Source organism: Ferruginibacter profundus (assembly GCF_054783275.1).
In genome coordinates, this window is sequence record NZ_BAAGQW010000001.1 from 1,391,643 (window position 1) to 1,405,489 (window position 13,847).

12 protein-coding genes are annotated in these 13,847 nt (G+C 41.6%); 4 read left to right on the top strand and 8 right to left on the bottom strand.

All coding sequences use genetic code 11. The annotated features are described in order from the left end of the window. Window positions 1–11: 11 nt before the first annotated feature. From ACYVM0_RS05870 to ACYVM0_RS05880, 3 genes are all read right to left on the bottom strand, one after another. Entirely contained in the window at window positions 12–1,838 is a 1,827-nt protein-coding gene (locus tag ACYVM0_RS05870) for a sensor histidine kinase (RefSeq protein ID WP_460553905.1), read from the bottom strand. Window positions 1,839–1,966: 128 nt separating this feature from the next. Further along, window positions 1,967–4,102, bottom strand: a complete 2,136-nt coding sequence (locus ACYVM0_RS05875; RefSeq protein ID WP_460553909.1) for an elongation factor G — start codon at window positions 4,100–4,102, stop codon at window positions 1,967–1,969. A gap of 82 nt (window positions 4,103–4,184) precedes the next feature. Then, a complete protein-coding gene (locus tag ACYVM0_RS05880; RefSeq protein WP_460553912.1) occupies window positions 4,185–4,541 on the bottom strand; it encodes a hypothetical protein in 357 nt (118 codons plus the stop codon). 356 nt (window positions 4,542–4,897) lie between these two features. Here ACYVM0_RS05880 and ACYVM0_RS05885 point away from each other — a divergent pair, with 356 nt between their 5' ends. Continuing rightward, on the top strand, window positions 4,898–6,118 hold the full coding sequence (locus ACYVM0_RS05885) for a PQQ-dependent sugar dehydrogenase (RefSeq protein WP_460553915.1): 1,221 nt from the start codon (window positions 4,898–4,900) through the stop codon (window positions 6,116–6,118). Between the two features lie 30 nt (window positions 6,119–6,148). Here the strand turns inward: ACYVM0_RS05885 and ACYVM0_RS05890 are convergent, their stop codons facing one another. After that, the gene (locus ACYVM0_RS05890) at window positions 6,149–6,667 is read right to left on the bottom strand and encodes a hypothetical protein (RefSeq protein WP_460553918.1); all 519 of its coding nucleotides are present in this window, start codon (window positions 6,665–6,667) and stop codon (window positions 6,149–6,151) included. A gap of 271 nt (window positions 6,668–6,938) precedes the next feature. On the opposite strand from ACYVM0_RS05890, the gene ACYVM0_RS05895 reads away from it, so the two are divergent. After that, window positions 6,939–8,138, top strand: coding sequence for a PQQ-dependent sugar dehydrogenase (locus ACYVM0_RS05895; protein ID WP_460553921.1), 1,200 nt, complete (start codon window positions 6,939–6,941; stop codon window positions 8,136–8,138). A gap of 5 nt (window positions 8,139–8,143) precedes the next feature. Here ACYVM0_RS05895 and ACYVM0_RS05900 read toward each other — a convergent pair whose 3' ends face one another. Together ACYVM0_RS05900 and ACYVM0_RS05905 are read right to left on the bottom strand one after the other, a co-directional pair. Further along, entirely contained in the window at window positions 8,144–9,535 is a 1,392-nt protein-coding gene (locus ACYVM0_RS05900; RefSeq protein ID WP_460553924.1) for a glycosyltransferase family 39 protein, read from the bottom strand. A gap of 6 nt (window positions 9,536–9,541) precedes the next feature. After that, window positions 9,542–10,087 (bottom strand): hypothetical protein, encoded by a 546-nt coding sequence (locus tag ACYVM0_RS05905; protein WP_460553927.1) that lies wholly within the window; start codon window positions 10,085–10,087, stop codon window positions 9,542–9,544. 140 nt (window positions 10,088–10,227) lie between these two features. Here ACYVM0_RS05905 and ACYVM0_RS05910 point away from each other — a divergent pair, with 140 nt between their 5' ends. Next, window positions 10,228–11,313 (top strand): hypothetical protein, encoded by a 1,086-nt coding sequence (locus tag ACYVM0_RS05910; protein WP_460553930.1) that lies wholly within the window; start codon window positions 10,228–10,230, stop codon window positions 11,311–11,313. Window positions 11,314–11,322: 9 nt separating this feature from the next. On the opposite strand, the gene ACYVM0_RS05915 is transcribed toward ACYVM0_RS05910, so the two are convergent. Continuing rightward, window positions 11,323–12,168, bottom strand: coding sequence for a class I SAM-dependent methyltransferase (locus tag ACYVM0_RS05915; protein WP_460553933.1), 846 nt, complete (start codon window positions 12,166–12,168; stop codon window positions 11,323–11,325). 221 nt (window positions 12,169–12,389) lie between these two features. Here ACYVM0_RS05915 and ACYVM0_RS05920 point away from each other — a divergent pair, with 221 nt between their 5' ends. Then, window positions 12,390–12,770 carry a hypothetical protein gene (locus tag ACYVM0_RS05920; protein ID WP_430988384.1) on the top strand — a complete coding sequence of 127 codons (381 nt, stop codon included), beginning with the start codon at window positions 12,390–12,392 and terminating at the stop codon, window positions 12,768–12,770. A 6-nt stretch (window positions 12,771–12,776) separates the two neighbouring features. On the opposite strand, the gene ACYVM0_RS05925 is transcribed toward ACYVM0_RS05920, so the two are convergent. Then, a complete protein-coding gene (locus tag ACYVM0_RS05925) occupies window positions 12,777–13,826 on the bottom strand; it encodes a hypothetical protein (protein WP_460553937.1) in 1,050 nt (349 codons plus the stop codon). Window positions 13,827–13,847 lie beyond the last annotated feature (21 nt).

Genomic DNA, 13,847 nt, shown 5'->3' on the forward strand with positions numbered 1-13,847 from the left:
CAACTTTTTTATTAGTTACCCGGCAGAAGAAATGCAATGGTTATAGTACAGCCGTTACCGGTACTGCTGTCAATTGATATCTTTCCGTTATAAGCATCTGCACGATGAATAATATTGGAAAGGCCGATACCTCCGCCTTTTTGCACCGGGTCAAACCCCTTTCCATTATCAGCTATTTGCAATTGTATTATACCAGGTGATTGCGTAAGGCTTATGGAAGCCTTTGAAGCATTGGCATGTTTAAGGATATTATTGCATTGCTCCTGTATGATGCGGTAAATATTTACTTTAAACCCTTCGTCCAGCTTTTCTTCATCAATGCTGATATCAAAACTAATATCGGTATTGGTAAGTTTAAAATTTTTAGTGAGCTGCTCAATGGCACCACTTAAGGTCTCCACTTTAAAAGGCGGTGGAACAAATAAAGATGATAGTTTCCTGATCTCGTCCATAGCAGAAACCGTGATGTCCAGGCTTTTTGCAATGAGTGTTTTATCATTATCAGCTGCAACCAGGGCGTGCTTAAGAAAAATTGTTGATGCCACCAGCAGCTGGTTGATATTATCATGCAGCTCCCTTCCCAGTTCGGCACGGCTTTTTTCCTGCGATTCCAATGACGCTCTCAGTATTTCCTTTTCCCGGTTTTTTTTAACCTGCTCCAGCTCTTCCTGTATCTTTTCTTTTTCGGTAATATCATGTATGGTAATAAGAAAGGCTGGCTTTTCCTTGTAGGTAATGGCATTAATGGCTGGCTCAATTATAATGAGCTCCCCATTCTTTTTTTTATGTATACGTACCGACCTGTCTGTAGTATAAATCCCCTTTTTAATCTGCTCAGTCAACGAATGATGCTGCGTATCAATACGTATATCATAGGCCGTTAGTTGCAAAAACTCTTCTCTTGTATAGCCATATAGCTTTGTGGCCGTTTCATTAACTTCTAAAAAACGCAATGTTTTTTCATCCAGTATGCCTATTGCAAAAGGGCTGTCATTAAAAAGGCTACGGTACTGCTTTTCAGATTCCCTTAATACTTCCTCTATCCTTTTCTTTTCGGTAATATCCTGCACGGTACCCAGGGCTTTAAAATTGCCGGCCGAAGCACCGGGTTCAAACCGGGCCTGTTCCCTCACCCATTTTTCGCCGCTGGCAGTAATTATCCTATGTTCAATATCGTACCGTTTACTTTTAAATGCCGCCTGCCAGCAGGCTTCTACCATCTGGCGGTCATCAGGGTGTATACTTTCCAGGAACAGTTCGTAGGTCATGGATGTACCAGCAGGTATTTCAAATATGCGGTAGGTTTCCTGCGACCATTCTATTACATTACCCGGAACTTCCAGGTACCAGCTACCGGTCTTGGATACCTGCTGTGCATCTTTTAACTGCTGCTTCCTTTTCAGCAGGGCCTGCTGAAAACTGAGCAGTTTTTTTTCATGTTCCTTTTGAGTGGAGATCAGGTTGCGGATAGACAGGAATTGCACTATGCTACCATTTTTATCCCGTACAGGACTGATAACCGTATCTACCCAATAAAATGTACCGTCCTTTGCCTTATTCCTTATTTCGCCCCGCCACACTTTTCCCGACTTTATTGTTTGCCACATCCCCTTAAAAAATTCATCAGGGTGATGCCCGCTGTTGATGATACGGTGATTTTGCCCCACCAGCTCCTTGTAAGTGTATTTGGAAATTTCAACAAATTTATCGTTAACATAAATGATCCTGCCTTCCAGGTTTGTAATGGAAACTATGGCAGCTTCATCTACGGCAGACTCGTATGCCTGCAGCATAGTTGAAAGTTTATGATACCGCTCTTTGGGATCAAATTGGTGCATAGCAATCTTTATACCCGGTTAGTAATTTTATAACAATCGGTGATTGTTATAAAATTACTAAGGTAACTATCATTATACTAATGATGGTTGTCATATAATATATTGAATCCGGTCATTTACAACTCCCGCTAATCCTGCAACACCAGTTCGTGTTTACTATGAGCTTCCATAAGCCTGCGCTGCACATCATATGCTACCGGGGAATAGGAATCAAAACGCATATTGAATCGGGCACGCCCCTGCGTTAAACTCCGCAATGATGAAGAATACTGGTGCATTTGTGCCAATGGTACTTTTGCTGTTATCTTTTGAAAATGTCCTTCCGCTTCCATGCCTTCCACCACACCCAGCCTGGTTTGCAGGTCGCCCATTACAGCTCCCACCTGCTCATCAAGGCAAAGTACTTCCACCTGGTACACCGGTTCCAGCAATTGTGGTGCTGCTTCCATAAATGCCTGCCTGAAAGCCTGCAGCCCGGCTATTTTAAATGAAATATCATTGCTGTCCACAGGATGCATTTTACCATCGTACACACTCACTCTCACATCACGTACATAGCAACCGGTTAAAGGGCCGTTCTGCATTTTTTCCAAGACCCCCTTTAAAATGGAGGGTAAAAAACGGGCATCGATAGCGCCTCCGACAATGCAATTACAGAATACCAGTTTACCTCCCCAATCCAGGTTCATTTCGTCACGGTGCCGTACATTTAAGCCGGATGGATCGGGCATTCCTTCATACCAGGGTTCTATCCGCATAAATACTTCGGCAAATTGCCCGGCTCCGCCGCTTTGTTTTTTGTGGCGGTAGTTGGCTTCTGCCATCCGGCCAATGGTTTCCCTGTAAGGAATCCTTGGCTTGTCCAGTTTTACCTCCAGGTTATGTATATGTTCTATTTTCCATTGTATCACCTGCAGGTGCAATTCGCCCTGGCAATGCAGCAGTGTTTGTTTCAATTCCGGCGATACTTCAAACTGCACGGTGGCATCCTCTTCCTGTAAAGTATGCAATGCCTGCGATAGTTTTTCTTCATCGCCTTTGTTTACTGTACTAATGGCTACAGTAACATTGGGATGAGGAAATTGTATCGGTTCCAATTCTATATCAGCACCTTTATCATGCAAGGTGTTATTTACATGAGTGGAACGTAGTTTTATGGTAGCACCAATATCCCCAGCAACCAGCTCCTGCACAGGCACACGGTTATGCCCTTCCAGTAAAAAAAGCTGGTTTAATTTTTCTGTAACACCGGTATTTTCATTCACCAGTTCACTACCGGCTTTTATAGTGCCGCTGTATACTTTAAATAAACTCAGTTCGCCAATATGTGGTTCTATAATGGTTTTAAAAATAAATATACAGGCAGGCCCGTTGATATCGCAAGGCAGTAACTTTCCTGTAGTTGTTTTTTGTGGCGGCATTTCATTAGGTGCCGGGCACACATAATCTATAAAACTCATGATGCGGCCAATGCCCATATTTTTCTCTGCCGATGCACAAAAAAGCGGGAAAATATCATGCCTGATCATGGAGGTATGCAGCCCTGCCTTCATGTCTTCTTCACTCAGTTCGCCCTGGTCAAAATATTTTTCCATCAGCCCCTCATCATTTGAGGCAATGGTTTCCACCAGTTCTTTATGCAATTGTTCTGCCCTTTCTTTTTCATTATCCGGAATCGGTAGCTTTTCCGGTTTGCCACCCTCGGGCTTAAACCGGTACAGTGCCATGTTCAGTACATCTATAATACCATTGAAACCGGCGCCGGTTTGTACAGGATACTGTACGGCCACCACATTGGCACCAAAATGGGCTTTTGCTTCCCGTAATGTTCTGTCAAAATCTGCTTCATTTTTATCCAGCTGGTTCACTATAAAAACAGTGGGTGTTTTAAATGTATCGGTATATTCCCATATCACATCTGTACCCACTTCCACCCCCATAGCGCCGTTCAGTACCATTATACCGGTATCGGCTACACGTAATGCGCTGATCACTTCTCCCGAAAAATCATCATAGCCCGGTGTATCAATAATATTAATTTTATATTCCTTCCAGTTGGTATGCATCAGCGCAGCAAATACAGAGCTTTGCCTTTCTGTTTCCAGTTCGTGGTAATCGCTTACCGTGGTTCTTGCAGTAACGGTACCGCGGCGTTTGGTGATGCCTGCCTCAAACAGCATACATTCGGCAATGGAAGTTTTACCACAGCCGGCATGCCCGAGCAAGGCTATATTTTTAACATGATTTGAATCGTAAGTTGCCATAAAAAATATTTTTATCGTGATAGGATGCCCTTTAAAGCAACCAGCCAATCCTGTTCAGACTGGCCGGTTTATTTAAGAGTAGTTATGCGTTAACAAATTGATGAAACTCCTGTTCCAGTTTATCAAGATCGGCAATCAGTAGCGCCAGCTTGTCTTTGATCTGGTGATGCGGCACACGATGCCCGATATTGGGATACCTTTCTGTTTCGTTGATATGATGTTTCAATTCATGTTTCATATCGTGAATATTAATGAGCTGGATGTGAAACTGGTTATGAAAATGCTCTACGCCCAGTAATGTTTCATGATTGGTTTTCCCGGGTGCAAAAAAATACAATTCTGATTTCATTTGTTTGATTGCTTTGCTGTATTGCGCAAGGGTTTCATACCAGGTTTTGCATTCGCTGATCAGTGGTTGTTGTTGTGTTGCTGTGATCATATAGCTTATGTTTTAAGTGTGAGTAATGTACGGCAATGGTTAACCGTTTCCATATGCGGATTAAAGGTAAAAACGAGGGTAAAAAAAACACTGATTTCAGTCAGTACAGATAATAAGGGTAATCATTTTTTAAAAAGTGGGTTAGTGCTAAATGATTACAAAAGAAGCCGGCGAAATTGTAAAAGAAGTTTCTGTATACAAAGCTAGCAATTTTACTGAGCTTTCATAATAAGCCGGCAAATAGATTTCCACCATTATTTTCCGTTTGTAATAAAGTATACATGCAGGTTGTACGGTATAACCGTTAATCACCTAAGTTCATTATTTTTACATATAACCGTTTTAAACCTCGTTTTATGTACAAAAAATACCTGTCTTATATGTCCCTGGTAATTGCAGTAACCATTTGCAGTTGTTCCAATAACGATTCCAATACTGCTCCCGCCAAAGCTGCAGATTCTTTGAAACCTAATCAGCCTAATACCAGTTACAAACCGGCTTTTGAAGGGCAGAAAAACATTACAGCCGTTACCACCACCACGCCCTATAAAGTAGAAAGGCTTGCAGAACATATTGGCAGGCCCTGGGCAGTAACACCAATGCCCGGCGGGCAATTGCTGGTAACCGATAAATCAGGCTTTATGATGATCTATAGCGCAGAAGGTAAACTGGTTAAAAAGATCACCGGCTTTCCCCCGGTGAATGATAAAGCGCAGGGCGGACTTTTAGATGTGGCACTCGATCCTGCATTTACCAAAAACCGCATCATCTACTGGTCATTTTCAGAAAAACGTGATACCGGTAACCTTACTGCTGTAGCCAAAGGAGTATTACCCGAAAAAGATACCGTGATAAAAAACCCGGTGGTTATTTTTCGTGCCACGCCGGAACTTAACAGCGAATTGCATTACGGTTCCCGCCTGGTGTTTGATAAAGACGGCAATCTTTTTGTAAGTGCCGGCGAAAGATCCATCCTGCCGGGAAGAAAGCAGGCACAATGGCTTAACAGCGGACTGGGTAAAATTTTTAAGATCACCAAAGAGGGTAAACCGGCACCAGGCAATCCTTTTATTAACCAGGCCGATGCAAAGCCCGAAATATATTCTTACGGCCACCGCAATCCGCAGGGCCTGGCTTTACATCCTGCCACAGGCGATTTATGGGAAGTGGAGTTTGGGCCAAGAGGTGGTGATGAAGTGAACCTGATTAAACCGGGTAAAAATTACGGCTGGCCATTAATTACTTACGGTATAGAATACGATGGCAATAAAATTGGCGATAGCATCCAGCAAAAAGCCGGCCTTGAACAACCGGTGTATTATTGGGACCCTGTGGTTTCTCCAAGCGGCATGATATTTTACAACAGTGATACGATACCCGAATGGAAGAACAATTTATTTATCGGCGGCCTCAGCAGTATGCATATCATAAGGCTGGTGATTGAAAATAATAAAGTAGTGGGTGAAGAAAGTTTATTAGCCGATCAAAAAGAAAGGATACGTGATGTAGCTGAAGTGAATGGAACATTATATGCTGTTTCTGATGGCGGGGTTTTATTCAGGATCAGTAAAAAATAACAGGCTGAATTGTATTGCACCGGTTGTTTACTATTGGGTAAACCGGTGCAGTAATAATTTATTGTGCAGCATCCACACATGGCAATTGGGATCATTGGGTTCGTTCCAGAACAGATCGGTATGCCCGTGATAAGAGGAATCTGTTTGCAGTAATTCTTTTTTTACAATAGTATCCAGCCAGGAAAAATTAAATTCTTCTTTTGTATAACGGGGCGAAACCCAATCAGGTTTCATGTAATCTGCAACAATGTTCTTAAAGGTTGCAGCATCAAAATACAAAACTGCCTGCAGTGTATAATCCGAAGGGCCGGGCACACTCCTGCCTGCCGTACCTGAATTATCAATAAAACTATAAAGAAATTTTACACTCCGGGGATGATAATATTTAAAACTGATCAGCCGGGCTAATTTTCCGGTATCAGTTGAAATAGTTGTTGAAACATTGCCATTGGTAACTGTGTATTCAGACGCTGCAAATTCACCAACACTATCCGGCGTGTTGATTTTTGCTGTTCCGGAATTATTGCCGCAGCTGATAATAAAAAACATGTTGCAACATAGAAGCAACAGTGTAGTAAAAATATTTTTTCTTTTTCTCCCCATAATTAATGGCAGATGGAAGTTAAATCAATCATTTAAAATTATAAATAATTATGCTTTATTTAATTAAAATGAAAATGTTGATAAACAGCTGCCCTGTTACATTTCAAGACAAAAAAATGACATTAAAATACCATTAAGCATAGAGGGTACAGGATAGAAAATTAGGTAAGTTCCTTACTTTTGCGACTTTACAGCCTGTTATGGCGACTTACATTTTATGCAGACTAAAACTTTTTCTTACGTACCAATACTATTTATTTTTTTAACCATTACCGGTTGCAACCGCAACAGGGGGATGGCCGACCCCGTAAAACCGGGCGAACAACATTACAAGCCGGCATTTGCCGGTCAAACCCGGGCAGATACGCTTAAAACCATTACCCCTTATAAAGTAGAAACCGTAGCAGAACATTTAGGAAGGCCATGGGCAATTATACCAATGCCCAACGGGCAACTGCTGGTAACCGAAAAATCCGGCTTCATGACTTTACATGACAGCGATGGTAAAATACTAAAAAAAATTACGGGCTTTCCGGCAGTGAATGATGCTGACCAGGGCGGCATGCTTGATGTGGTGTTAGATCCTGCTTTTAAAAAGAACAACACTATTTACTGGGTCTATTCCGAAAAATACGGCAACGGCAACCTCACAGCTGTTGCTACAGGACAACTGTTGCCCAATGATTCTGTGATCAGAAATCCGGTGGTTATTTTTCGTGCTTTACCCGAGTGGAACAGCATACAACATTATGGCTCACGCCTGGCATTTGATAAAGAAGGCTATCTTTTTTTAACCACTGGTGAAAGGGGAAAACCGGAATCGAGAATGGAAGCTCAATCCATCAAGAACTGCCTGGGCAAAGTTTTAAAGATCACCAAAGAAGGTAAACCGGCTCCCGGCAATCCTTTTATTGATAGCACCAATGCCAAACCTGAAATTTATTCTTACGGGCATCGCAATCCGCAGAGCCTTGCCATTGATCCTGTAAACGGAGATTTGTGGGAAGTGGAATTTGGTCCCCGTGGCGGCGATGAATTAAACCTTATTAAGCCGGGTAAAAATTATGGCTGGCCCGTTATTACTTACGGAATAAATTATGATGGCAAAGTTTTTGGCGATGCTATTCAGCAAAAAGAAGGCATGGAACAACCGGCTTATTACTGGGACCCTGTAATTTCTCCCAGTGGCATGACCTTTTATACCAGCGATTCGATCCCCGAATGGAAAAATAATCTTTTTATCAGTGGCCTTACCAGCACCCGTATTGTAAGATTGCAGATCAAAGATCATAAGGTTACCGGCGAAGAAAGTTTACTGGAAGATAAAAAAGAAAGGATCAGGGATGTTGCTGAACTTAATGGTAAACTGTATGCCATTACCGATTCGGGCATTATGTACCGCATCAGTAAAGCTTAACTCTTTTATTGCACTGCATTTTGTTCCCCACGCTCCCATCGGCCGATATAATCTGAACATTGCATTAAAAGTTCGTTATTACTTATATACAACAACATCAGGGGAAATAATTTAAAAAAGGCCCTCTTTACTGTATTATCAATCGATACGCCCGGTAATACATGGCTTAGTAATGGAAAGAAAACAAAAACCACCGCAATTGCATACAAGTAATTTCGTGCAATGCCATTACATTTTCTTTTTACAATCAGTTCCGCAGCAAATAAGGCCAGGAAAATAAAAATAAAATAACTGTAATGAATAATGCCCTGTTCGCTGAAGAGCAGGTTATCATTGGTTTGTACAAAACGGTCCCACACCGATGTAAGACTGGTTAACTGCGGATTTACCTGTGCGGCAATACTATAACTTACAGGAAGATAATGATTGATATAAATGTATACTGCGGTAAGATAGAACAGAACAGCGGGCAGCACAAAACTAAAACCGGCGAGCAATATTTTTTTACCCCCCGTTTTGTGCTTCAGGTTATTTAAAAAGATAACCGGCAGCATGGCACCACATAGCAATAATGTTTCGGGCCTGGTATATACTGCAATGCCCATCAGTAAACCTGCAAAGGCTAATTCATTTAGCTGTTGCGTTTTAAAATAGCTGATCATAAAAAATACCGACAAAAAGAAGAACACTGCATTACTGTAATCGTACAATAACATAAAAGTATACGCATACATTTCCGGTATGGCCATAAAAAAAATAACCAGCACACCTGCGATTACCCGGTGCAGTGATGTACCGATAATATGGTACAGTATAATGATAAAACAGGTAAACACGTTGATAAGCCACACCTGGCCAAAAGGAAAACCGGCAAACTTATAAATGATCTGCAGGCAGGTAATGAACGGGGGTTTAAGCGTATTGCCGTTCTGTGTCAGCAAAAAAACACTGTTAAGCATTGTTTTTTCACGTACGGTAAACTCTGCAATGGCTTCGGCGCCGGTAGTTACATCATTTGGTGTGGGCGGATAATAAAAGCAACGCCACGCACTTACAAAAATGATAAAGCCAATGGCTAACAAAAAAGGGATCTCATAAAACGTAAGGCGAAAACGTGCCGATGCAAACATTGTACCCGCCATCTTTACCCCTGCCATAAATTTTATGTTAACAGCAAGTGTAGCTGCCAGCAACAAGGCCAATACATTCAATGGTGTAATGGGAATATAAAAGAGCTGCAGTATAAAAGGGATCACTGAAAAAACGGCTATTCCCAACAGTATTGCCAGGGGCAGAAAAAAAGCAGGTTTTAAAATGATACGGAATAAAGTAAGCAGGCCAAAGCCGGCCAGTAATTGTAAAAAAGTTAATAAAAGAATAACCAGTATACTGCTCATAGAGGATTAAAATTTTTGAAACGCACTGATGCTGTCTTTTAATTGTTGTACACTGGTAATACTATCGATACTGAATTTATTATGTTGTACACTTACCAACCAGGTGGCTTTTATGGCTGCGGTATCTTTTGCCCACACAGTTTTAAGATTGGTGAAATAATAAAAGGTAACGGGCTCGGGCACCGGGTAGGTAATGCCGTATTTTTTAAAATATCCTTCTGTGGGAACAAGCACCAGTACATTTTTGCTATTGCCTTTTTGTTCAAATAAGCCGGCAATTTGTTTTGAATAGGTGTACATGGCAGTAAATCGTTCTGTCTTTCTTTTTTCAACAGATAATTGTTTGTGTTGCACCCGGTAATCATTCCAGTACCCCAATATCTTATCCTGCAGCCATGTTTTGTTGGCCGGCAATACAAAAAAGAGTACCAGTATAATGATACCACCAAGCATAATCAGCAGCTCCCTTGCCGTTCTGCCCGGGTAAAACCATTTTGTTTTTCCTGTACCTGCTGCAATACCGGTTGTAAGATCGTCCTCGTTATTTTCCATCCGTTTTTTATAAGGCATTTTGCAGTGCAATAATAGTAAGCTTTCTCTATAAATTGCCTTCTTTATACCGTAAAGGCCGGGCATGCCGAAAAATATTCCGCAGCTTTTTACGTTAATACCCCATACCAATTCCAGGTTCCATGAAAAAATACTACTTCCTGCTGTTTTTGCTTGTACCCGTGTTACTTACAGCTCAAAAAAAAGTGGATCTTGACCGCTTTAATTTTAAAGTACAGTTCCGCTCCCTGCCCAATATCAGGTTAGACAGCACCTACCGTACCTATAATGTTGCAGTAACGGCTACTAAAATGATGCAGCCTTTTATGCAGGATATCGACCCTGCCAATACAGTTACATTAGAAGGCTGGCGCAAATTACCCCAGGAAGGGCATTTGAATATACAGGTAAAACTTGAAGACCTGTTGCCGGAATCGGTATCGGTTAAAGAACGCTCCCTGGTTACCAGAGACCGTTTTGGTGCTGTAACCGGCACTAAGACCATGTACTACCAGGAAGTGGTGTATACTTTTGCTGCAACCGCACAAATTGCCGATTATAAAGGCACCCATATTATGGATGAAGTATTGGCCAACCGCCAGTACAAACAGGTTTATGCCAGTCCTGAATTTGCATTGAAACCATTGGCAGAAGGATACTTTGTATTGAACTCTTTAGCAGTAACCAAAGAACTGTACCGCAATTGCGTAAATAAAGCCATGCATTACCTGAGCGACCGCATTACCGATAATTTTGGTTTTGCAGAAGTTACGGCAGATGATTTTATGTGGGTGATCGGTAGCAGGAAACATCCTGAATATGAAGATGACAGAAAGGCTTTTCAATTAATGAATGAAGTATTGTTTAGTATGAATGCCAGTACCTCCATTGAAGGGGCCCGCGAAAAACTAAAACCGGTTATTGATTATTTTGAAGGTATTAAAAACACTTACAGTACATCCAAAAAACACGATAGAAAAATACGCTATTCCAGTTATTTTAATTTAGCCGTGTTGTATTATTACCTGGATGATCCGGAAATGATGATGAAAGAAGCAAATGGTTTAATACTAAATGATTTTCATACGGCAGTAGGCACCTCATTCCAGCAAACGGCAACCCGTTTAAAAAACCAGTTTCAGCAAACGCATATCTATACCCGTCATTTCAGCATTGACCCTACGGCTTTCAGAGGGCCTAATGAAAAGCCGGATACAGTAACAAAATAAATACACCGTTTATTTTATTGCGCTGATCACAATAGCACTTGCTTCCACAGTCACTTTTCCTTCGGGATATTTGCTATTGATGAGCTCAAATACTTCGGTTTTTATTTTTTGCCGCATGGCATCATCGGCCTTGCTTAATGCGGCAACAATCGGGGCTCCCACTTCTGTCATCATATTCCAGTACACCTCTGCCGTGCCTGCATTTAACGTAGCAGCAACTTCTTCTTCCTGTATATTATCAAATCCTGCATTTTCAAATATCGACTTCATCATCCCCGGTTTACTGCAACGAAACATACCCGGTGCTCCCGGTGGCGGTGGTGCCATTTCCATATTTTTAGCAATGGTACCCATCATTGCAGTTACCCAAAAATTTTTATCCGGTACATTCCATACCGATGTGGCTACTCTTCCACCGGGTTTTAATACCCTTGCCATTTCTTTAGCGGCCAGCTGCATATCGGGAAAGAACATAAAACCAAAACGACAACTGATTGCATCAAAATAATCATTCTCAAATGGCAGTTCGCAAACATCGCAGGCTGCAGTTTCTATATTGGTAATGCCACGTTGTGCAGCATTTGCCCTTGCAATAGCTAACATATCTTCTGCCACGTCTGTCATTACAACTTTACCACCATTAAGCATACCCGCAATTGTTAAGCCGGGCTCACCTGTACCGGAAGCAATATCCAGTATCCTGTTGTTACCCGATGGCTGTATGGAAGCAATAATACTTTGCCCCATCGGGTGCAGAAACTCCATGGTAAGCTGATCCCATTTTTTCCAGCCCGAAGAGAATTTATTCCAGGATTGTTTCTGCTGCTCCCTTATTTCTTCTAACTGTTCGTTCATGATAATAAATTTAAGACGTATAAAGTACTACAAATTTCCGTAAATCAAAAGCCTCGCCTTTTGCAAAAAGTGGCTCAGTTTAAAAAGTGGTAAGCACTGCAGTAATAGTTTTTATCAGGGGGCATGGGCAATAATGGTAAAGCGGGCATTGCGCCGCATGGCACAAACTAAAAACAGCTTAATGGTTTATCAGGTGTACCTTTAGTGTTAAACTTTTAATTATGGGAGCAATGGGATACGAATCGTTAATACGCACCGTGTACCATTGCGTTAAAGGCGGTACCAAAGGTGCTAATGCCAATATTTACCGTAATATGGAAACAACAGAACGTTTTCTAACCGATGTAAACTGGAAAAAGACAGATGCCGAAAAAATACTCAACCATAAAACTGCTTTTACAGAAGTAAGGATGTATGTGCGCAATGCATTAAGAGACGGGCTTGAAAAAATAAAATACAAAGCTACCCGGCAGGATATTGAAGATATAGAGATCATGCAGGAAACACTGTACCAGAGCCGGTTTTACAACAAAGCCGCCCTTGATATCATCATTCATAATGCCGAAGCCATCTTTTTTAAAAATGGCCTCGAAGAAGGCTGATGCGCTTTACTGGTATTGAATATAGCTGGGCCTGGGAGTAAATTGTAACAACTCTTTGGGAGTATACATCTTATCCGTTTTATTATCGTTCTTATAAAATAATTTGAAGCCTGTAAACTGTACCGGTTCTTTATAAATATACCTGAGGTAAGTACCTTTTTTTAAGATCCTGGAGCCAAAACCATCCATATCCATTACCACCTGCACTTCCGGTACCGTTTTAATTTTAGTATACCCTGTAACCATACCTTGTGTAAAACGATGAACAATCAACACTTTCGGAGGCAGGTTATTTTTACGCACCAGCTCTGCTAAAAAATCGATGGCATCATTAATATCGTCCGATGAAAACGTACCGATCTTAGAGCCGGGAACTTCCCCACCCTTCATCGAAAATTCAGGATCGATGCCCAGGTGTACATTGGGTAATGCCAGGTATTTTTCTAATGTAGGTACTTCTGCCTTTACCGTACTATGCCCTACCTGTATATCCACAAAAACCAATGCCTCAATTGATTTTGCCCAGCTGAGCATGGTATCAACCTGGCTTAAAGGCATACGCAAACGATGCTTGCCATCTTTACCTGCTGCCCCCTGTGCAGTAATAGCGATATAATGCAATGCAGGAATAGTATGTATACCAGGGTCAGCTGCCTGCCATTGCGCCACTTCTCCCTGTAATTTTTTTAGCATACTGTCTTTCGGTAATTCGCCCAATATGCCCATTTTTTTGGAATATAAATTACCATAGAATGAAACGATCCTGTTGTAGGGTAATAAAGCGCCTGCTAAAGGATAAGGTGTTTTTACAGGCCATTTGCCGGTGCTGTCGTAATTGCTCAACGCCTTCATCCTGGCATTGTAGTCGGCTGTATCGATGCTGCTCTTCTGGCTGTTTTCTGTTACTACGGGCGTGCTGTCTGCTTTTGTTACAACGGGTGTAACTACCGGCTCATTCTTTGCAACAACTTTTGCCTTTGCATCTTCATTGCACCCGGTTGCAAAAAAAAGAATTGCCAGTACCGGTGCTGCAATTAAACAAATTGATTTTTTCATAAGATTATACTTAACTGTGCA